The organism is Pseudomonas sp. P20 (assembly GCF_016463925.1).
GTDB classification, from domain to species: Bacteria; Pseudomonadota; Gammaproteobacteria; order Pseudomonadales; family Pseudomonadaceae; genus Pseudomonas; species Pseudomonas aeruginosa.
Genome location: NZ_JAEMVM010000063.1, coordinates 52,522 through 71,582, shown reverse-complemented (window position 1 = coordinate 71,582; position 19,061 = coordinate 52,522). Strand labels below are relative to the sequence as shown.

The following is a 19,061-nucleotide window of genomic DNA, read 5'->3' as shown; positions in this document are numbered from 1 at the left end:
TCAATCGAGTTCGCGCAGGCGCTGCTCGATGAAGCGCCGCTCCGGCTCCTGGCGCGCCAGGGCCAGCGCCGCGCGGTAGGCCTCGCGGGCCTCGCGGCGGCGACCGAGACGGCGGCAGAAGTCGGCACGCGCCGAGTGCGCCAGGTGGTAATCGGCCAGTTCACCTCGCGCCAGCAACGCATCGACCACGGCCAGCCCGACCTCGACGCCATCGCGCATGGCCAAGGCCACGGCGCGGTTGAGTTCGACCACCGGCGACGGCGCCAGGTACAGCAGCGCGTCGTAGAGGGCGACGATCCGTGCCCAGTCGGTGTCCTCGGCGCGCGGCGCCTGGGCATGCACCGCAACGATCGCCGCCTGCAGGGTGTAGGGCCCGACGCGGCGGCTGGCCAGGGCCCGCTCGACCAGGCCGAGCCCCTCGACGATCAGTCCACGATCCCACAGAGCGCGGTCCTGCTCGTCGAGCCGCACCAGTTCGCCGCTGGCCGAGATCCGCGCCTGGCGCCGCGAGTCGTGCAGCAACATCAGGGCGAGCAGGCCGAGGGCCTCGGGGTCGGGCAGCAGCTCGACCAGCAGGCGGCCGACGCGGATCGCCTCGCCGCTGAGATCGGCGCGGGTCAGGCTGGCGCCGGTGGAGGCCGAGTAGCCCTCGTTGAACACCAGGTAGATCACTTGCAGGACGTTGCCCAGCCGCTCGGGGAGTTCCTCCAGGGTCGGTACCTGGTAGGGAATCCGGGCCTCGCGGATCTTGTTCTTGGCCCGCACGATGCGTTGGGCGATGGCGCTGGGCGCGGCGAGGAAGGCGCGGGCGATCTCCTCGGTGCGCAGGTCGCAGACCTCGCGCAGGGTCAGCGCCACCTGTGCCTCGGGGGTCAGCGCCGGGTGGCAGCAGGTGAAGATCAGGCGTAGCCGGTCGTCTTCCACCGCATCGCCCTCCTCCGCCGGCGCCTCGGCCTGCTCTTCCAGTTGCTCGGCGAGCAGTCGCTGCGAGGCGTCGAAACGCGCTCGCCGGCGCAGGTTGTCGATGGCCTTGAAGCGCCCAGCGGAAACCAGCCAGGCGCGCGGGTTGCGCGGGATACCGTCGCGCGGCCACTGCTCGACGGCGGCGATGAAGGCGTCGTGCAAGGCCTCCTCGGCCAGCTCGAAATCGCCGAGCAGGCGGATAAGGGTCGCCAGCACGCGCCGCGACTCCTCGCGGTACAGCGCCTCGATGCGGCTGCGCAACGGCTCGCCGTGCTCCCTCAATGGCTGGCCTGCGCATGGCAGCAGGCGCTTTTCGGCGCCTCGTCGTAGCGGTCGTGGTGACGCAGCCAGTCCATGATCGCGTCCTCGTTGCGCCCCCTGGGCGTCAGGTCGAGGAAGTTGTAGGTGGTGAGCAGGATGTCGAGGCCGCGCGCATAGGCCGAATAGGTGTGGAACACCTCGCCCGCCGGATTGCGCAGGAACACGCTGGCACCCGGCATTTCCTCGCCGGCGTCGGGGGTCGGCTGGTAGTTGTAGTCGACGCTGCCGGCGGCCAGTTGCGCCTTGTCGAAGGACACCCCGAAGTCACGGTTGAAATCGCTGCCGTACGAGGAGTACCAGTCGAAACGCCAGCCCATGCGCCGGCGGAACGCCTGGAACTCTTCCAGGGGCGCGCGCGATACCGCCACCAGGCTGACGTCGTGGTGCGCCAGGTGCCGGTTGGCGCCGTCGATGTGGTCGGCGAGGAACGAACAGCCGACGCAGCCTTCGCTCCAGCCCGGCGCGAACATGAAGTGGTAGACGATTAGCTGGCTATTGCCGCCGAACAACTCGGCCAGCGAACGCTCACCGCGCTCGCCCTGGAAGCGGTAGTCCTTGTCCACCCTGACCCAGGGCAGTTCGCGTCGTTCGGCGGCGACCTGGTCGCGCAGGCGGGTGAGTTGCTTTTCCCGCGCCAGCAGGCGGCGACGGGCGTCCAGCCATTGTTCCCGGTTGCTCACCGGGTGGTCCTGCAAAGAAGGATTCATTGCCGATTCTCCACGGAAATTCTCGGTTTTCCAGCCTGCCCGGGGTCGTTCCGCCAGCGGCGCCGGCGCCCGGTCGCCAGGGCGAAGCCGGCCAGCGAAGCGCCGCCGGCGCACACCAGGGACAGGGATGCGATGCACAGGGGGCACATGCTTCACCTCCGGCGCCGGGCGCCCTCACTCCCATTCCTTGACCGGTCGCACCTCGACGCAGCCGAGCCGTCCCGGCGGAATCTTCGCGGCGATCTGCAGGGCCTGGTTGAGGTCACGCGCCTCGATCAGGTAGAAGCCGCCGAGTTGCTCCTTGGTCTCGGCGAACGGCCCGTCGGTCATCGCCAGCCGCCCGCCCTGGTGGCGCAGGGTGGTGGCGGTCTGCACCGACTGCAGGGCGTGCGAGGCGATGTAGTGGCCGGCCTTGCCCAACTGGTCGGAGTAGGTCATGCACTCGTCGACGATGGCGGCAAGCTCCTCGGCCGGCACGGCGGCCAGCTTCGCTTCGTCGAAATAGATCAGGCAGAGGTATTTCATGGCGGTGGGCTCCTGGTGCGGATCGACGATCCGTTCGTTCGGTAGTCGCCCGGCGAGGGCGCCTTTCGACAGTGGCGGGGAAAAAAGCCCGCGGCGCGGACGAACGGTCGGCGCTCGCCGTGGAACGCCGCCGACCGCAGCACAAGCCTAGACCCGCCCGACCACCGGGCGCGGGCCGTCGGTCAGGGCTGACGCGGTGCGTAGGGATTCAGGCGGGGATCGCGCAGCGGGCTTTCCCGGGTCGGCCCGGGATCGTCCTGGCGCAGGCGGAGACTGCCGTTGCCGATCTTCAAGCCGTCCTTGGTCGTCGCCTCCCCGTCGGCGCTGGCCGCGTCGCTACCCGGCAGGTCCGGCTCGGCGGCCTCCGGTTGCGGCTGTGGCGCGCTGCCCATGGGCAACGGCGCGACCGGCGGCGCGGCGGGCAACGCTGCCGGCAGCTCGTCCGGCAGGGGCGCGGCGAGGGTCGGTTGGCCCAGGCCGGCGAGCACCATGGCCAGGAGCAGGAAAAGCACACGCGACATGACAAAGCCTCGATAGGCCTCGGGACTTCCACCATAGCCGCGCAACGGCCCCGGCGAGCGAAGTACGGACCGGTGGCATCGCGCATTGGAAAAAGGGAATTCCTGGAATTGTTCGATAGGACCCTGGCCACCTCCGTCAGCTGTCAATCGACTTTTCGAACAACGCGCCCGCCCCTATTAGAACAGCGCAAAAAAACTCGATCAAAAGTACAGCCTGGGCATGAGGTCGCGGATATAACCTGAAATCGAATTGCGCCCCGGCGTAGTTGCTCCGGTAACACTTCGCAGACGCAGGAGTCGAACGCCACCGAAAAGAAGATAGCACTTGCCAGAGAAACTTCCGCAGGTCCCAACGAACATCCCGGCACGCACTCGCCTCGCCATCTTTCTTCCATTCAAAGACCCGCCCACATGTAAATGAGTGGAGTAGCCAATGACGCTATTGGATATCGAAAAGCTGCTGGACATGACTCACCACATGTCGGTGCACATTCCCATCGAACTGATCATTTCCTGGGAGCAGAGCGAAGAGGCCTGGAGTGTGAAAGACAACTGTCTCAACTTCGTCTATGTCAATCGTCGCTATACCGAACTGATCACCCCGCGGTTCGGCCAGAAGAACTCCCTGCTGTCCCCCTTCAGTGCCAGCATCGAAGAGCACGACAAGCTGGTCATCCAGACCGGCAAGCGCATCGAGGCCCTGGCGCTGCTCAGGCCGGACGACCATCCGGCGCCCTGCTGCCTGTACTTCGAGCGCATGCCGCTGTATGACCGGCGCGGCAACCGCACCGGGGTGATCGCCCATGCCAAGACCCTGACCTCGGTCGCCCCGCGCGGCTTCATCGCCACCGACGGCATCGGTACCTTCACCTTCACGCCCCCCTCGGAGTTGTTCACCTCGCGCGAATGGGACGTGATCTACCTGCTGCTTTCCGGTCTCTCGGAAAAAGAAATAGCCGAACAGATCAGCCGCTCCCTGAGTACCGTCAAGTTTCACAAGAGCAACATCTTCCAGAAGGTCGGTTGCAGTTGCATCGGCGCCTTCAAGGCACTCGCCCGGCAAAAGAAGTGGAACTTCTATATCCCGCCGACCTTCGCCAGCGCCAAGTACATCATCAATCACTAGTCGCGCCTCGCGAGAGCCTTCGGCGTGCCGGGCGACGCTTTTGCCGGCGAAACCGAGCGGTTCGAATGGACAAGGACAACAGCATGTCTCGAAACAATCCTTCGCGTCATTCAATACTCGTCACTTCCAACATAAACGCGGCCAATGATGCGAATCGTCTTTCCGAGCTTTGTCGACAACTGGAAATACGCGGCTATCGGCTCTTCCAGGCGCCAAGCCGCAAGGTCGCCCTGGATTTTCTCGGCAACGCCGCGCACCCCACCGGCATCCTCCTGCTCGTCGCGGAGCCGACAGGCGAGAACGAAGCCGCACAATTGGCGGCGCTCGATGAACTCCGCCAGGTCGCGCCGTCCATCCCGCTGTTCCTGTTGTTTCGTCAACTGCGCATCGAGCAGTTGTCCAGCCAGCTACTGGACGAGGTCCAGGGATGCTTCAACCTGGCCGCCGGCCCCGCACGCTTCATCGCCGAGCGCATCGACAGCGACCTGCGCGAATGGCGCGCCCCGGCAGGCCCCAGGCGGCTGCGCGACTATGCCCCGCCGGTCCCGCGCACGCCGGTGAGCGCCCGCTACAACGGCCGCGCACGCCTCGACCTGGCGCCGGCCAAGCAGTGGCGGATCGGCTCGGGGAGCACCGCGGAGCGCCTGGCGACACCGCTGAACGACCTCTCCACGGCCTACCGCAAGACGTCCGCAGGAGCCCCGGCGGCGCACGCCGGCGACATCGCCGAGGCCTTTCGCCGGGCGCTCTGGGAGGCCGCCGCGCGGCTCGCCAGGGAGGATGGCGATACGTGGTTCTTCGAGATACTGCGGGGCAACCCGGGGCCTGGCATCGAGGCCGGCCGGGAGACGCCGGCGAAGCGCTGGCACGGGCTCGCCGAGACACTCGACAGCAGTCCTCGGCTGGACCCGCTGCGCGTCGCCCTGAGCGCCCCCGGCCTCGATTCGCGCGGTCGCCCGGCCAGCTTCGGAGTACCCGCCGCGGTGGTCTGCCGCTACCTGCGCCGGCACGGCATCGCCCCGTTGCGCACCGGCGACTATCGCTTCCTGCTGCTGTTTCCCCAGGGCGCCAGGGCGGAACACGCGCAGCCGCTGGTGGACAGGCTGTGCGAATTCAAACGCCGGCACGACGACGATGCGCCGCTGAAGCAGGTGTTGCCGGAGTTGCTCGACAGCTCGCCGCTGTACCGCTACATCGGCCTGCGCGAACTCTGCGCGATGATCCACGAAGCCAGCCTGCGGCTGCACCTGACCGCCCTCGCCGACGCCGCCGCCAGGGCTGCCGGCCACGCCGCGCTGGCGCCGGCCACGGTCTATGGGCACCTGGTCAGGGACGAAACCGAAGCGGTGGCGATCGACAGGCTCGGCGGCCGTGTGGTCGCCAGCCTGGTCGGCGTCCATCCGGCGGCCACGCCGCTGCTGTTGCCCGGCGAACGGGTGGCCGAGGAATCACCGGCGCTGATCGACTACCTGCTGGCCTTGCAGGCCTTCGGCGAGCACTTTCCCGGTTTCGCTCCCGAGTTGCAGGGCATCGAGATCGATGAGCGCGGCCGCTACCGGGTCCGTTGCGTCAGGCCGGCAGCCCTCGCCCGCGGCTCCGGCCTGCGCCTGGCCACGCGCCGGCCGGACTGAGGCGCGCCGTTCAGCGCAGCGCCTTGCTCAACTGGCCACGGTGCTTGAGTTCCAGGCGCTGGACGAAGGCCTGGAGGATGCGCCGGTAGAGTTCGTCGCCGAGCTGGCCGTCCTCGACGCCGGCATCGATATTCGGGTTGTCGTTGACCTCGATGACCAGCACCTTGTCGCCGGCCTGCTTCAGGTCCACCCCGTAGAGGCCGTCGCCGATCCGCCCGGCGGCCTCCAGGGCCAGCTCCAGCACCGCCGGCGGCACCTGCTCCAGCGGCACGGCGCGGCACTCGCCGTTGACGTCCTGGCCGTCGGCCTTGTGGTTGTAGATCTGCCAGTGGCCGCGCGACATGAAGTACTGGCAGGCGTACAGCGGTTGGCGGTCGAGCACGCCGATGCGCCAGTCGTACTCGGTGTAGAAGAACTCCTGGGCCAGCAACAGGACCGAGCGCTCGAACAGCTCGCTCGCCGCCGCCAGCAGTTCGCTGTCGTCGTTGACCTTGACCACGCCACGGGAGAAGCAGCCATCGGGAATCTTCAGCACCAGCGGGAAGCCCAGGCGCCGGGCCACCCGCTGCCAGTCCTGCGGGCGTTCCTTGTAGAGGATCTCGGTGAGCGGCATGCCCAGTTGCCGGCAACCAAGCAGGTCGGCCAGGTAGACCTTGTTGGTGCAGCGCAGGATCGATGCCGGGTCGTCCATCACCACCAGGCCTTCGCGCTCGGCCTTCTCGGCGAAGCGATAGGTATGGTGGTCGACCCGGGTGGTCTCGCGGATCAGCAGGGCGTCGAACTCGGCCAGGCGCGCGTAGTCCTTGCGTCCGATCAGTTCGACGTCGATGCCGAGGCTGGCGCCGACCCGTACGAAGTTGGCCAGCGCCTGCGGGTTGGACGGCGGCAGCGCTTCGTCGGGATCGTGGAGGATCGCCATGTCGTAGCGCGCCACCCGCCGCGAACGCGGCATGCGCCAGGCGCGCCGGCTGAAACCGTCGAGAGCATCGGCGAAAACGTCCTCCTGGTCGCTGCGCAGGCGGTTCAGCACGCCAGGGCGCACGCCCTCGATATGCCAGCCCTGCTGGCGACGGAACTCCACCAGCAGGATCGGACAGGGAAAGGCTTCGAACAACTGGCGGGCGAGGTCGGCCAGTGGCTCGAACTCGGTATGGCCGAAATACAGGGTCAGGGTGAAGCCGTCGGTGGCGCCATAGGGCGTACGGCACAGCGCCTTGTCCAGGGCCTTGTCGAGGCCACCCAGGGCCAGCCCGTACACCGACTTGCGAGCCAGTTCGCTGATGCAGCGCAGCGACGGGATCACCCGGTGGCCACGGGCCTCGGCCAGCAGCGAACAGTAGTAGCCGAGGCCGAGGTACTTGTAGCCGCGGCACAGGTTGATCACCTGCACGCGGCGGCCGCCGTGGTCGCGCGCCGATTGCTCGAGGTATTCCTGGGCGGTGAGTACTTCCTCGCTGGGCAGGTAGGAGGCCCAGTCCTCGCGTCGCTCGACGACGATCATCAGGCGGCTGCCGAGGTCGGCGAGAGCCGGCGGTCGGGGTTGCTCGACGGGGGTCATGCGGAGCGACCCGTCGAGGGTGGCTAACGAGGCTGCTGACATGAGTGGCGGTATCCTCTGAATGACGGTACCTGCCGTTCTAGACCTGCCGGCGCCTCCTGTCGCGCCTCGTTACGCAAGCTTTACGAGCGCCGCCGCCAGACGCCGGCGCGGCAACCGGCCAGGGCCGCCGGGCACCGCGCCGCGAGTGCCGAGGAGCATTTTTACGCTGGCGTTGCGCGCTCGTCAGGCCAGGCTGTCGAGCACCCCGCCGTCGACCCGCAGGGCCGCGCCGGTGGTCGCCGAGGCCTGGGTCGAGCAGGTGTAGACCACCAGGTTGGCGACTTCCTCGGGCGTCGCCAGGCGCTGGATGATCGAACTGGAACGGTGCTGCCGGACAAAGGCGGTGCCGGCCTCTTCTATGCTCTGCCCGGCCTTCTGCGCATCCTCGCGGAGCATCTCGGCGACGCCTTCGGTGAGGGTCGGTCCGGGCAGCACCGCATTCACCGTCACCCCGGTGCCGGCCAGGCGCTTGGCCAGGCCGCGCGACACCGAGAGGTTGGCGGTCTTGCTGAAGCCGTAGTGGATCATGTCCGCCGGGATGTTCAACGCCGATTCCGAAGACAGGAACACCACTCGCCCCCAACCGCGCTCGACCATTCCCGGGACGTAGGCGCGGGCCAGGCGCACCCCGGACATCACGTTGACCTCGAAGAAGCGGCTCCACTCGGCGTCCTCGATGTCGAAGAAGTCCTTCAGCTCGAAGATGCCCAGGTTGTTGACCAGGATGTCCGCCTTCGGCTCGGCCGCAACGAAAGCCGCGCAGCCTTCCGCCGTGCCCAGGTCGCCGGCGACGCCGCGCACCCTGGCATCCGGCTGGCCGTTCCGGATCGCCGCGATCGCACGGTCCACCGCCGCCTGGCTGCGTCCGTTGACCACCACGGTGGCGCCGGCGGCGGCGAGGCCGCTGGCGATGGCGAAGCCGATGCCGGCGGTGGAACCGCTGACGATTGCCAGTTTGTCGCTCAGATCGATCTGCATGGGAGTCTCCTGTCGAGTGACGAACCGCTCAGGAACGCGGCTCGGGGAACAGACGACAGCCTAGACCAGCCAGCGTTCCGTGCCCGTTCCTGGCCTCAGAGACGCAGGCCGAGGTTGATCATCGCCGCCGAATTGCCGAGCAGCACCAGCTCGCTGCCCAGCGGGCCGAAGCGAACGCCCACCGAGGGGATGATCGCCGGCGCGACGCCGAAGCGGTTCAGCGGGATCTTGTCGCGGTATTCGCCGCGATAGCCCTGCAACAGGCCGCCGGTGAGCTTCAGGTAGACCGGGTAGCTGTCACTGTCGAAACGCTTGCCCAGGTAGGCGTAGTTGGAGCGCTGGCTGAACGAGTTGCGGAAGGTCGCACCGCCGGCCAGCACGCCATCGGCGCGGTTGTATTCGAGGCCGAGCAGGTCCTGGTGATTGTTGTGTTCAGGGTCCGGGTTGAAATGCCGGGTGTAGACGCTGGTCTGCAGGTACCAGAAGTCGCCGTCGTCGGCAGCCCAGGCAGGTGCGGCGAGCACGGCCAGCAGGCTGAGGATGAGATAGCGCATGTGGACTCCAGGCGGCCGTCGCCAGGGAAGGAAGGCAAGACGTGACGGCTTGCGCCTCGCAGCGTGAATTCTGCTGAACCCGGCCTGAATCGGGCCTGAACGAAGCCTGAACAATTTCTGAACGAACCGTCAGAAAACCCCGGAATGGCTCAAGAACGGACCTCGGCGAAACGTTCGGAAAACCGAACGCCATGCCCCGAAAATATTCGGAAGAGCGGACGAAAGGCCATTTCGGGGCATTTTCATCCAAATTTAATTTCTTTTACTTTCAAACGGTTAGGCTAAAAAAAACCGGATTTCATAAGCTGGCATGCATCCTGCCACTACACTGTTCGGCAAGCACGATACTCTCGTGGCTTCCCCCGCCGGGGAAAACCGCGAAACACCCTGTCCCGGAGAGGCCAGGCGCTCGCGGCTCAATAAAAATCAAAACAAGTCGAGGAAGAAATTCATGCGTATCGCTCCCAGTCTGCTGAGCACCGCCATCGTGGCCGCTCTGTTGTCCGCTCCGGTCGTCGCTGACGAGCTCACCGGCACGCTGAAGAAGATCAAGGAAACCGGCACCATCACCCTCGGTCACCGTGACGCTTCGATTCCCTTCTCCTACCTCGGCACCGAGCCGGGCAAGCCGATCGGCTACTCCCACGACCTGCAACTGAAAGTGGTCGAGGCGGTGAAGAAGGAACTCAACCTCCCCGAGCTGAAGGTCCGCTATAACCTGGTCACCTCGCAGACCCGCATCCCGCTGGTGCAGAACGGCACCGTGGACATCGAGTGCGGCTCCACCACCAACAACGAAGAGCGCCAGAAGCAGGTCGACTTCTCCGTCGGCATCTTCGAGGTCGGCACCCGCCTGCTGTCGAAGAAGACCGCCAACATCAAGGACTTCGACGACCTCAAGGGCAAGAACGTGGTGACCACCGCCGGCACCACCTCCGAGCGCCTGCTCAAGGCCATGAACGCGGACAAGAAGATGGGCATGAACATCATCTCCGCCAAGGACCACGGCGAGTCCTTCATGATGCTCGAATCCGGCCGCGCGGTGGCCTTCATGATGGACGACGCGCTGCTCTACGGCGAAATGGCCAAGGCCAAGAAGCCGGACGACTGGGTCGTCGGCGGCACCCCGCAGTCCTTCGAGATCTACGGCTGCATGGTGCGCAAGGGCGACGCGGCGTTCAAGAAAGTGGTCGACAAGGCCATCACCGATACCTACGCCTCCGGCGAGGTCAACAAGATCTACGACAAGTGGTTCACCCAGCCGATCCCGCCGAAGGGCCTGAACCTCAACTTCCCCATGAGCGAAGAGCTGAAGAAGCTGATCGCCAGCCCGACCGACAAGGCCGCCGAGCAGATGTAACGAGCGCCTGGCGTTCCTCCCGGAGCGCCAGCGCTTCGCGCGTCGCCCCCGCCTCGCAGCGGGGCCTCGGGGACGCGGGAGGGGCCTGCCCCTCCCCAGCCGTCTCCCCCGGAAGAGCAGCGCCGCCGGCCCGCACGGCCGCGCCGGCGCCTGCCTTCCCCGACAGTGTCTGCAACCGATTGAACCGAGGGGAAACCCCAACATGAATTACAACTGGGACTGGGGCGTGTTCTTCAAGTCCACCGGGATCGGCAGCGAAACCTACCTCGACTGGTACATCGCCGGTCTGGGCTGGACCATCGCCATCGCCCTGGTCGGCTGGATCATCGCCCTGGCGCTGGGCTCGCTGCTCGGCGTCATGCGCACCGTGCCGAACCGCCTGGTATCGGGGATCGCCACCGCCTACGTGGAAATCTTCCGCAACGTGCCGCTGCTGGTGCAGCTGTTCATCTGGTACTTCCTGGTACCCGACCTGCTGCCCGAGGGCCTGCAGACCTGGTTCAAGCAGGACCTCAACCCGACTACCTCGGCCTACCTCAGCGTGGTCGTCTGCCTCGGCCTGTTCACCGCCGCGCGGGTCTGCGAGCAGGTGCGCACCGGCATCCAGGCGCTGCCCTACGGGCAGACCTCGGCGGCCCGCGCGATGGGCTTCCGCCTGCCGCAGATCTACCGCCACGTGCTGCTGCCGCAGGCCTTCCGGATCATCATCCCGCCGCTGACCTCGGAGTTCCTCAACATCTTCAAGAACTCCTCGGTGGCGTCGCTGATCGGCCTGATGGAGCTGCTGGCGCAGACCAAGCAGACTGCCGAGTTCTCCGCCAACCTGTTCGAGGCCTTCACCCTGGCCACGCTGATCTACTTCACGCTGAACATGAGCCTGATGCTGATCATGCGCCTGGTGGAGAGAAAGGTCGCCGTACCGGGCCTGATCTCCGTAGGAGGTAAATGATGGACTTCAGTGGAATCGTTCCCGCCCTGCCGAGCCTCTGGGAAGGCATGCTGATGACCCTCAAGCTGATGGTCCTCGGCGTCCTCGGCGGCGTCGCGCTGGGTACCGTGCTGGCGCTGATGCGGCTGTCGCACAGCAAGTTGCTGTCGAACATCGCCGGCTTCTACGTCAACTACTTCCGCTCGATCCCGCTGCTGCTGGTGATCACCTGGTTCTACTTCGCGGTGCCCTTCATCCTGCGCTGGATCACCGGCGAGGACACCCCGGTGGGGGCGTTCACCTCCTGCCTGGTGGCCTTCATGATGTTCGAGGCGGCCTACTACTGCGAGATCGTCCGCGCCGGCATCCAGGCCATCCCGAAAGGCCAGATGGGCGCCGCCCAGGCACTGGGCATGACCTACGGGCAGACCATGCGCCTGGTGATCCTGCCGCAGGCGTTCCGCAAGATGACCCCGCTGCTGCTGCAACAGAGCATCATCCTGTTCCAGGACACCTCGCTGGTCTATACCGTCGGCCTGATGGACTTCCTCAATTCGGCCCGTTCGCGCGGCGACATCATCGGCCAGGCCAACGAGTTCCTGATTTTCGCCGGCCTGGTCTACTTCGTCGTAAGCTTCACCGCCTCGTTCGCCGTCAAACGTCTGCAGAAAAGGTTAACCGTATGATTTCCATCAAGAATGTCAGCAAGTGGTATGGCGACTTCCAGGTCCTGACCGACTGCTCCACCGAGGTTGCGAAAGGCGAAGTGGTGGTGGTCTGCGGGCCGTCGGGCTCGGGCAAGTCGACCCTGATCAAGTGCGTCAACGCACTGGAACCCTTCCAGAAGGGCGACATCGTCGTCGACGGCACCTCCATCGCCGATCCGAAGACCAACCTGCCCAAGCTGCGCTCGCGGGTCGGCATGGTGTTCCAGCATTTCGAGCTGTTTCCCCACCTGAGCATCACCGAGAACCTGACCATCGCGCAGATCAAGGTACTCGGCCGCAGCAAGGAAGAAGCCACCAAGAAGGGCCTGGCCCTGCTCGAGCGCGTCGGTCTCAAGGAGCACGCGCACAAGCACCCCGGCCAGCTCTCCGGCGGCCAGCAGCAGCGCGTGGCGATCGCCCGCGCGCTGGCGATGGACCCGGTGGTGATGCTGTTCGACGAGCCGACCTCGGCGCTCGACCCGGAAATGGTCAACGAAGTGCTCGACGTGATGGTCCAGCTGGCCCACGAAGGCATGACCATGATGTGCGTGACCCACGAGATGGGCTTCGCGCGCAAGGTCGCCAACCGGGTGATCTTCATGGACCGCGGGCAGATCGTGGAAGACTGCGAGAAGGAGGAGTTCTTCGGCGACGTCAGCGCCCGCTCCGAACGTGCCCAGCAGTTCCTCGCCAAGATCCTCCCGCACTGATGTACCCGCCCTCGCCGGCCCGCCCGGCGGGGGCCTGCTCCACCCTCGCCTGCGATAACAATAAATAGGGAAAGCCCATGCAACCTGTGCTCTTCAGAACCCTGTCCCTCGGCGTCGCCATTGCCGCCGCATCCTCCTCGGCCTTCGCCGCCACGCTCGACGGCGGCGCCGTCGCCGCGCCCGACGAGTACGGCGCCAAGGTCGCCGCGCAGATCCTCAAGGCCGGCGGCAACGCGGTGGACGCCGCGGTGGCCACCGCCTTCACCCTGGCGGTCACCTACCCCGAGGCCGGCAACATCGGCGGCGGCGGCTTCATGACCCTGTACATGGACGGCAAGCCGTACTTCCTCGACTACCGCGAGGTGGCGCCGAAGGCCGCGAGCAAGACCATGTACCTGGACGACAAGGGCGAGGTGATCGAGAACCTCAGCCTGGTCGGCGCCAAGGCCGCCGGCGTGCCGGGCACCGTGATGGGCCTCTGGGAAGCCCACAAGCGGTTCGGCAAGCTGCCCTGGAGCGAGCTGCTGACCCCGGCCATCGGCTACGCGCAAAAGGGCTTCAAGGTCGCCGACAAGCAGTTCCAGTACCGCCAGGACGCCGTCGCCCTGTTCAACGGCAAGACCAACTTCGGCGACTACTTCGGCCACATGAAGGCCGGCGAGGCGTTCCTCCAGCCGGACCTGGCGAAGACCCTGGAGCGTATCGCCGACAAGGGCCCGGACGAGTTCTACAAAGGCCATACCGCCGACCTGCTGGTGGCACAGATGCAGCAGGACAAGGGACTGATCACCCACCAGGACCTCGCCGACTACAAGGTCAGGTGGCGCGAACCGATGCGCGTCGACTGGCAGGGCAACACGCTCTATACCGCGCCGCTGCCAAGCTCCGGCGGGATCGCCCTGGCCCAGTTGCTGGGCATCAAGGAAAACCGTGCCGCCGACTTCAAGGGCGTCGAGCTGAACTCCGCGCGCTACATCCACCTGCTGGCGGAGATCGAGAAACGCGTGTTCGCCGACCGCGCCGACTACCTCGGCGACCCGGACTTCTCCAAGGTCCCGGTGGCGCGCCTGACCGATCCGGCATACCTGAAGCAGCGTGCCGCCGAGGTCAATCCGACGGCGATCTCGCCGACCGAGAAGGTCCGTCCCGGCCTGGAGCCGCACCAGACCACGCACTTCTCCATCGTCGACGCCGACGGCAACGCGGTGAGCAACACCTACACCCTCAACTGGGACTTCGGCAGCGGCGTGGTGGTCAAGGGCGCTGGCTTCCTGCTCAACGACGAGATGGACGACTTCAGCGCCAAACCGGGCGTGGCCAACGCCTTCGGCGTGGTCGGCAGCGACGCCAATGCCATCGAGCCGGGCAAGCGCATGCTCTCCTCGATGAGCCCGAGCATCGTCACCCGCGACGGCAAGGTCAGCCTGGTGGTCGGCACTCCCGGCGGCTCGCGGATCTTCACCTCGATCTTCCAGGTGCTGAACAATATCTACGACTTCCACCTGCCGCTGGAGAAGGCCGTGGCCGCGCAGCGCGTGCACCACCAGTTGCTGCCCAAGGACACGATCTACTACGACGCCTACGCGCCGCTCGCCGGCAAGGTCGCCGAGGAGCTGAAGGCGATGGGCTACACCCTGGAGGACCAGGGCTGGAACATGGGCGATATCCAGGCCATCCGCGTCGACGGCAAGGCCCTGGAGACCGCCTCCGATCCCCGTGGCCGCGGCGTCGGCCTGGTGGTGAAACCCTGACAGGACGGCGGGCGGCCGACGCCGCCCGCGCCTGATTGCGTGCAACGACGATAACCCTACCAACCTACCGACACGAGATATCGCCATGAAGCCATTGCTCCACGCGTTCGCCCCCGGTGTTATGGCCCTGATGCTCCTGCTGCCGCAGGCCGCCCAGGCCAAGGAAGTCGCACCGCAACAGAAACTGTCCAACGTGGTCATCCTGGCCACCGGCGGCACCATCGCCGGCGCCGGCGCCAGCGCCGCCAACAGCGCCACCTACACCGCCGCCAAGGTGCCGGTCGACCAGTTGCTGGCCAGCGTGCCGCAGCTCAAGGACATCGCCAACGTCCGCGGCGAACAGGTGTTCCAGATCGCCTCGGAAAGCTTCACCAACGAGAACCTGCTGGAACTGGGCAAGACCGTCGCCAAGCTGGCCGATAGCGACGACGTCGACGGCATCGTGATCACCCACGGTACCGACACCCTGGAAGAGACCGCCTACTTCCTGACCCTGGTCGAGCACACCGAGAAGCCTATCGTGGTGGTCGGCTCGATGCGCCCGGGCACCGCGATGTCCGCCGACGGCATGCTCAACCTGTACAACGCCGTGGCGGTGGCCGGCGACAAGTCGGCACGCGGCAAGGGCGTGCTGATCACCATGAACGACGAGATCCTCTCCGGCCGCGACGCGAGCAAGATGGTCAACATCAAGACCGAAGCGTTCAAGAGCCCGTGGGGCCCGCTGGGCATGGTGGTCGAGGGCAAGAGCTACTGGTTCCGCGCACCGGTGAAGCGGCACACGGTGAACTCCGAGTTCGACATCAAGCAGATCTCCGCGCTGGCTCCGGTGGAAATCGCCTACAGCTACGGCAACGTCAGCGACACCGCCTACAAGGCCCTGGCCCAGGCGGGCGCCAAGGCGATCATCCATGCCGGCACCGGCAACGGCTCGGTGCCCGCGCGCGTGGTGCCGACCCTGCAGGAACTGCGCAAGCAGGGCGTGCAGATCATCCGCTCCTCGCACGTCAATGCCGGCGGCTTCGTCCTGCGCAACGCCGAGCAGCCGGACGACAAGAACGACTGGATCGTCGCCCACGACCTGAACCCGCAGAAGGCGCGCATCCTGGCCGCGGTCGCGATGACCAAGACCCAGGACAGCAAGGAGCTGCAACGGATCTTCTGGGAATACTGAGTGAACCCTTCCGGCGCCGCCTGCCGGCCGTGCCGGAAAACCGCCCGCTCCGCCGCCCATCGTGGCGGCGGGCTGGCCTAGCCGCGACGACTGTGATGGAATCCCCCGACCCGCCCTGCAGCGTACCTCCGTCACTGACCGTGAAGCCCCGCCTCGTCCGCCAGTTGCTGCTCCCCATTCCCCTGCTCCTGCTGATGCTCGGCTTCGGCTACGGCGGCTACCGGATCAGCGAGAGCGCCGGCATCCGTGCCCTCGCCGAGAATGGCGAACGCCAGCTGGAGCTGCATGCACGGACGGTCGAGAGCGAGATCAGCAAGTACACCTACCTGCCCAGCCTGCTGGAGCTGGAGCGCAGCGTCAGTCACCTGCTCACCGACCCGACGCCATACCGGCGCAACCAGGTCAACGCCTACCTCGAAGGCCTCAACCGCCGCGCCGGCAGCCGCGCGGTGTACCTGCTGGACACCAACGGCCGGGTCCTGGCCACCAGCAACTGGAGCGACCCGGACAGCTACCTCGGCGAGGACCTGTCGTTCCGCGCCTACTGGCAGGACGCGATGAAGGGCAAGCCGGGCCGCTTCTACGGCATCGGCAGCACCCGCGGCGAGCCGGGCTACTACCTGGCCCACGGCCTGGTCCACGGCGGCCGGATCATCGGCGTGGCGGTGGTCAAGGTGAAGATGGACGCCCTCGAGGAACGCTGGGAGAAGGCGCGCCTGGAAGCCTTCGTCAGCGACGAGAACGGCATCATCATCCTCTCCAGCAACCCCGCCCTGCGCCTGAAGGCGGTGCGCTCCCTGAGCGCCGACGACAAGGAGCGCCTGGCGCGCAGCATGCAGTACTACTGGTGGGCGCTGAACGAGTGGCAACCGCTGCAGCGCGAGCCGCTGGCCGCCGGTGTGGAGAAGCTCAGCTTCCCCGCCGATGAGCAGCATCCGCGCGGCGAAGCGGTCACCTACCTGGCGCAGACCCGCGCGCTGAACGACACACCGTGGAACCTGACCCTGCTCAGCCCGCTGGAAGACCTGCGCCGCGACGCGGTGCGCAACGGCATGCTGGCCGCCATCGGTTTCGCCCTCCTGGCATTCCTGCTGATCGCCTGGAACGAGCGGCGCAAGGTACTCGCCACCCGCCTCGCCGCGCGCGAGGCGCTGCAACGGGCCAACGGCGAGCTGGAAGTGAAGATCGCCGAACGTACCGCCGACCTGCAGGCCAGCAACGCACGCCTGACCGCCGAGATCCACGAGCGCCAGCAGGCCGAGGACACCCTGCGCAAGGCCCAGGACGAACTGGTCCAGGCCGGCAAGCTGGCGGTGATCGGGCAGATGTCCACCAGCATCGCCCACGAACTCAACCAACCGCTGGCGGCGCTGCGTACGCTGTCCGGCAACACCGTGCGCTTCCTCCAGCGCGGCAAGCTGGAGACCGCCAGCACCAACCTCGCCACCATCAACGAACTGGTCGACCGCATGGGCCGCATCACCGCCAGCCTGCGTGCCTTCGCCCGGCGCAGCGACGACGCCGGCCAGGCCAGCCTGGCCAAGGCGGTGGACGCGGCGCTGCTGATCCTGCACGGGCGCCTGGAGCAGGACCCGCCGACCCTGCACCGGCATTTCGACGACGTGCGCCTGGGCATCGACCAGACCCGCCTGGAACAGATCCTGGTCAACCTGCTGGCCAACGCCCTCGACGCCATGAGCGGGCAGGCCGACCGCCAGCTCTGGCTGGAAGGCCGGCGCGAGGAGGAGCGCTACGTCCTGCGCGTGCGCGACAACGGCCCCGGTATCCCGCCGGCGGCGCGCGTCCACCTGTTCGAACCCTTCTTCACCACCAAGCCCGGCGAACATGGCCTGGGCCTCGGCCTGACCCTCTCGGCCAGCCTGGCCACCGCCGCCGGCGGCAGCCTCAGCGTGCAGCACCCCGAAAGCGGCGGAACCGCCTTCGAGCTGAGCCTGTCCCTGGTTCCCGATTCCCCGACTGCGAGTCCCGCCCGATGAACGAGCCGCTTTCCGTCCTGATCGTCGAAGACGATCCGCATGTCTTGCTCGGCTGCCAGCAGGCGCTGGAGCTGGAGGACATCCCCTGCATCGGCGTCGGCAGCGCCGAGGAGGCGCTGCAACGGGTCGACCGCGACTTCGCCGGCATCGTCGTCAGCGACATCCGCCTGCCCGGCATCGACGGCCTGACCCTGCTGGAGCGTCTCAAGGCCCTCGACCCGAGCCTGCCGGTGGTGCTGATCACCGGTCACGGCGACATCTCCATGGCGGTACAGGCGATGCACGCCGGCGCCTACGACTTCATGGAGAAGCCCTTCTCTCCGGAACGCCTGGTCGAGGTCGCCCGCCGCGCCCTGGAGCAGCGCGGGCTGGCCCGCGAGGTCAGCGCGCTGCGTCGCCAGTTGGCCGGCCGCCAGGACCTGGCGCAACGGATCATCGGCCGCTCGCCGGCGATCCAGGCGTTGCGCGAGCTGATCGCCAACGTCGGCGACACCTCGGCCAACGTGCTGATCCTCGGCGAGACCGGCACCGGCAAGGAGCTGGTGGCGCGTTGCCTCCACGACTATAGCCGGCGCCACCAGCATGCCTTCGTCGCGCTGAACTGCGGCGGCCTGCCGGAGAACCTGTTCGACAGCGAGATATTCGGCCACGAGGCGCACGCCTTCACCGGTGCCAACAAGCGGCGGATCGGCAAGATCGAGCATGCCAACGGCGGCACGCTGTTCCTCGACGAGATCGAGAGCATGCCGGTCAACCTGCAGATCAAGCTGCTGCGGGTGTTGCAGGAACACACCCTGGAACGCCTCGGCTCGAACCAGTCGATCCCGGTGGACTGCCGGGTGATCGCGGCGACCAAGGCAGACCTCGCCGCCATGGGCAAGAGCGGCCAGTTCCGCAGCGACCTCTACTACCGGCTCAACGTGGTGAGCCTGGAACTGCCGGCGCTGCGCGACCGCCGCGAGGACATCCTGCTGCTCTTCGAACACTTCCTCCAGCAGTCCTCGCTGCGCTTCGACCGCCCCGCGCCGGAACTCGACCGTGCCACCGTGGCCAGCCTGATGGCCCACGACTGGCCGGGCAATGTACGCGAACTGCGCAACGTCGCCGAACGCTTCGCCCTCGGCCTGCCGGTGTTCAACAAGGGCGGCCAGGCCGTACAGACCGGCGGCCCGCGCTTCGCCGAAGCGGTGGAGGCATTCGAGAAGGCCCTGCTCGGCGACGCCCTGGCCCGCCACCACGGCAACCTGACCCAGGCCAGCCAGGACCTGGGCATGGCCAAGACCACACTGTTCGACAAGGTGAAGAAGTACGGCCTGCAATAGGCCGGGGGCCCTCTTCGCCCTGCCCGCCTGGCGCAGGGCGCGATGCTTCATCCGACATTTCTCACCCGCCTGCGATTCCGCTCGGCGGATAACGCCGGGGGCGTTATCCGCCCTACCCGCCTGACGCAGCGCGTCATAGGCCATTCCTCCTCCCTCGGTGCGCCCGCGCTATCCGGGCATTCATGA

17 protein-coding genes are annotated in these 19,061 nt (G+C 66.9%); 10 read left to right on the top strand and 7 right to left on the bottom strand.

Annotated elements, in window-relative coordinates; genetic code table 11:
• From JHD77_RS31170 to JHD77_RS31155, 4 genes are all read right to left on the bottom strand, one after another.
• Entirely contained in the window at nucleotides 1–1,224 is a 1,224-nt protein-coding gene (locus JHD77_RS31170) for an RNA polymerase sigma factor (RefSeq protein ID WP_003082803.1), read from the bottom strand.
• A 17-nt stretch (nucleotides 1,225–1,241) separates the two neighbouring features.
• A complete protein-coding gene (locus JHD77_RS31165; RefSeq protein ID WP_003159886.1) occupies nucleotides 1,242–1,991 on the bottom strand; it encodes a DUF899 domain-containing protein in 750 nt (249 codons plus the stop codon).
• A 174-nt stretch (nucleotides 1,992–2,165) separates the two neighbouring features.
• Nucleotides 2,166–2,516, bottom strand: a complete 351-nt coding sequence (locus tag JHD77_RS31160; protein ID WP_003082795.1) for a YciI family protein — start codon at nucleotides 2,514–2,516, stop codon at nucleotides 2,166–2,168.
• Between the two features lie 182 nt (nucleotides 2,517–2,698).
• Nucleotides 2,699–3,037 carry a hypothetical protein gene (locus tag JHD77_RS31155; protein WP_003112384.1) on the bottom strand — a complete coding sequence of 113 codons (339 nt, stop codon included), beginning with the start codon at nucleotides 3,035–3,037 and terminating at the stop codon, nucleotides 2,699–2,701.
• A 433-nt stretch (nucleotides 3,038–3,470) separates the two neighbouring features.
• On the opposite strand from JHD77_RS31155, the gene JHD77_RS31150 reads away from it, so the two are divergent.
• Together JHD77_RS31150 and JHD77_RS31145 are read left to right on the top strand one after the other, a co-directional pair.
• A complete protein-coding gene (locus tag JHD77_RS31150; RefSeq protein ID WP_003082787.1) occupies nucleotides 3,471–4,163 on the top strand; it encodes a helix-turn-helix transcriptional regulator in 693 nt (230 codons plus the stop codon).
• Between the two features lie 65 nt (nucleotides 4,164–4,228).
• The gene (locus JHD77_RS31145; RefSeq protein WP_031756153.1) at nucleotides 4,229–5,794 is read left to right on the top strand and encodes an aminotransferase class I/II-fold pyridoxal phosphate-dependent enzyme; all 1,566 of its coding nucleotides are present in this window, start codon (nucleotides 4,229–4,231) and stop codon (nucleotides 5,792–5,794) included.
• A 10-nt stretch (nucleotides 5,795–5,804) separates the two neighbouring features.
• Here JHD77_RS31145 and JHD77_RS31140 read toward each other — a convergent pair whose 3' ends face one another.
• The 3 genes from JHD77_RS31140 to pagP all read right to left on the bottom strand — a co-directional run bounded on the left by JHD77_RS31140 (nucleotide 5,805) and on the right by pagP (nucleotide 8,926).
• Nucleotides 5,805–7,394, bottom strand: coding sequence for a RimK family alpha-L-glutamate ligase (locus JHD77_RS31140; protein WP_016253675.1), 1,590 nt, complete (start codon nucleotides 7,392–7,394; stop codon nucleotides 5,805–5,807).
• A gap of 183 nt (nucleotides 7,395–7,577) precedes the next feature.
• Nucleotides 7,578–8,372 (bottom strand): SDR family NAD(P)-dependent oxidoreductase, encoded by a 795-nt coding sequence (locus tag JHD77_RS31135; RefSeq protein ID WP_003082773.1) that lies wholly within the window; start codon nucleotides 8,370–8,372, stop codon nucleotides 7,578–7,580.
• Between the two features lie 95 nt (nucleotides 8,373–8,467).
• Nucleotides 8,468–8,926, bottom strand: coding sequence for a palmitoyltransferase PagP (gene pagP / locus JHD77_RS31130; protein WP_003082771.1), 459 nt, complete (start codon nucleotides 8,924–8,926; stop codon nucleotides 8,468–8,470).
• Between the two features lie 451 nt (nucleotides 8,927–9,377).
• On the opposite strand from pagP, the gene JHD77_RS31125 reads away from it, so the two are divergent.
• The 8 genes from JHD77_RS31125 to JHD77_RS31090 all read left to right on the top strand — a co-directional run bounded on the left by JHD77_RS31125 (nucleotide 9,378) and on the right by JHD77_RS31090 (nucleotide 18,875).
• On the top strand, nucleotides 9,378–10,286 hold the full coding sequence (locus tag JHD77_RS31125) for a glutamate/aspartate ABC transporter substrate-binding protein (protein WP_003082770.1): 909 nt from the start codon (nucleotides 9,378–9,380) through the stop codon (nucleotides 10,284–10,286).
• A 202-nt stretch (nucleotides 10,287–10,488) separates the two neighbouring features.
• A complete protein-coding gene (locus JHD77_RS31120) occupies nucleotides 10,489–11,235 on the top strand; it encodes an amino acid ABC transporter permease (protein WP_003082767.1) in 747 nt (248 codons plus the stop codon).
• Entirely contained in the window at nucleotides 11,232–11,900 is a 669-nt protein-coding gene (locus JHD77_RS31115; protein ID WP_003082765.1) for an amino acid ABC transporter permease, read from the top strand. Before JHD77_RS31120 ends, JHD77_RS31115 begins: the two co-directional genes overlap by 4 nt.
• Nucleotides 11,897–12,631, top strand: a complete 735-nt coding sequence (locus JHD77_RS31110) for an amino acid ABC transporter ATP-binding protein (protein WP_003082761.1) — start codon at nucleotides 11,897–11,899, stop codon at nucleotides 12,629–12,631. The genes JHD77_RS31115 and JHD77_RS31110 overlap by 4 nt, the downstream gene beginning before the upstream one ends.
• Before the next feature lie 77 nt (nucleotides 12,632–12,708).
• On the top strand, nucleotides 12,709–14,382 hold the full coding sequence (gene ggt, locus JHD77_RS31105) for a gamma-glutamyltransferase (RefSeq protein WP_003086881.1): 1,674 nt from the start codon (nucleotides 12,709–12,711) through the stop codon (nucleotides 14,380–14,382).
• An 85-nt stretch (nucleotides 14,383–14,467) separates the two neighbouring features.
• Entirely contained in the window at nucleotides 14,468–15,556 is a 1,089-nt protein-coding gene (locus JHD77_RS31100) for an asparaginase (RefSeq protein ID WP_003104093.1), read from the top strand.
• Nucleotides 15,557–15,651: 95 nt separating this feature from the next.
• Nucleotides 15,652–17,553, top strand: coding sequence for a sensor histidine kinase (locus JHD77_RS31095; protein ID WP_003115580.1), 1,902 nt, complete (start codon nucleotides 15,652–15,654; stop codon nucleotides 17,551–17,553).
• Complete coding sequence (locus tag JHD77_RS31090; protein WP_003086877.1) at nucleotides 17,550–18,875, top strand: sigma-54-dependent transcriptional regulator; 1,326 nt, start codon at nucleotides 17,550–17,552, stop codon at nucleotides 18,873–18,875. The genes JHD77_RS31095 and JHD77_RS31090 overlap by 4 nt, the downstream gene beginning before the upstream one ends.
• The last annotated feature ends 186 nt before the right edge of the window (nucleotides 18,876–19,061 follow it).